Here is an 892-nt window from a genome sequence, read left to right on the forward strand (position 1 = left end):
AAGGTCGCTCTGCGTTGCCACCCTCGAAGCCCACCAGGACCTCCTCGCCCACCTCGGGGATGAAGTGGAAGCCCTTCTCGCCACCCGCATGCGGGGTCAGCACCCGAAGCCAGGGCGTGTGCTCGCCCAGCGGACGCTGCCAACCCAGCTGCACCTTCACCCTCCCGTAGCCGTCAGGGTCCGCCGTGTCGGTCACCGTGCCAACCTGCGAGTCGCTCTTGGGGTAGGCCGTGATGTTCGTGTTGGGATACGCCTCGATCTCCGCCGTGAGCCCCTCGAAGCGGTTCTGGTACATCCCGTTCTCGTTGCCCGTGTGCGTCACACGGGTCACACGGAAGCTCCCATGCTCGGTGCCATCGCCCTGTATCTTCACCACCTTGCCAAGGCTCACCCCAGGGTTGTCGCTCATCCCGCTGACCACCACCTGGTTCACCACCACCGCCCTCTTCTGGGCCTCCACCTGGCGGTCCAGCCGCTGCTTCAGCTGAGGGTCCGTGTAAGCGTTCAGGAACACGCTGGTCTCCTTCGAGTAGATCTCGTCGCTCTTCCTGCTGGTGAAGTCGTTGTAGCCCGAAGCCCCGGAGGACACCGAGCTGGTCGCTAGCTCGTGCTGGTCGTCCGAGAGGTAGTCGTTGGTGAAGAACCTGTAACTGTTCGAGCTCGGGCTCAGACCCAGCGAGAACTCCTGAAGGTCGTGGCCGTAGGTCAGCGACACCTCCTCGCCATCCTCCGGACGGCCGAAGACCAGCCGCTTGCCGTCATAGTAGAACCACTCGCCGTACTGGGCCGCCAGGCGGCTCGCGTACCCGAAGGCGCTCTCCCCGCTCTGGACGCTGTAGTGCAGCGCATCCGTGTTCCCCGGGGACACCGAAAGCTCCACCTTCGACTTGTC

1 protein-coding gene is annotated in these 892 nt (G+C 64.5%); it reads right to left on the reverse strand.

Translation table 11 applies throughout. The annotated features are described in order from the left end of the window. Positions 1-892 (reverse strand): phage baseplate assembly protein V (locus tag ACFQ1M_RS17680; protein ID WP_386410959.1); only part of this gene is annotated, 892 nt, incomplete at both ends.

Source organism: Sungkyunkwania multivorans (assembly GCF_042675645.1).
Taxonomy (GTDB): domain Bacteria; phylum Bacteroidota; class Bacteroidia; order Flavobacteriales; family Flavobacteriaceae; genus Sungkyunkwania; species Sungkyunkwania multivorans.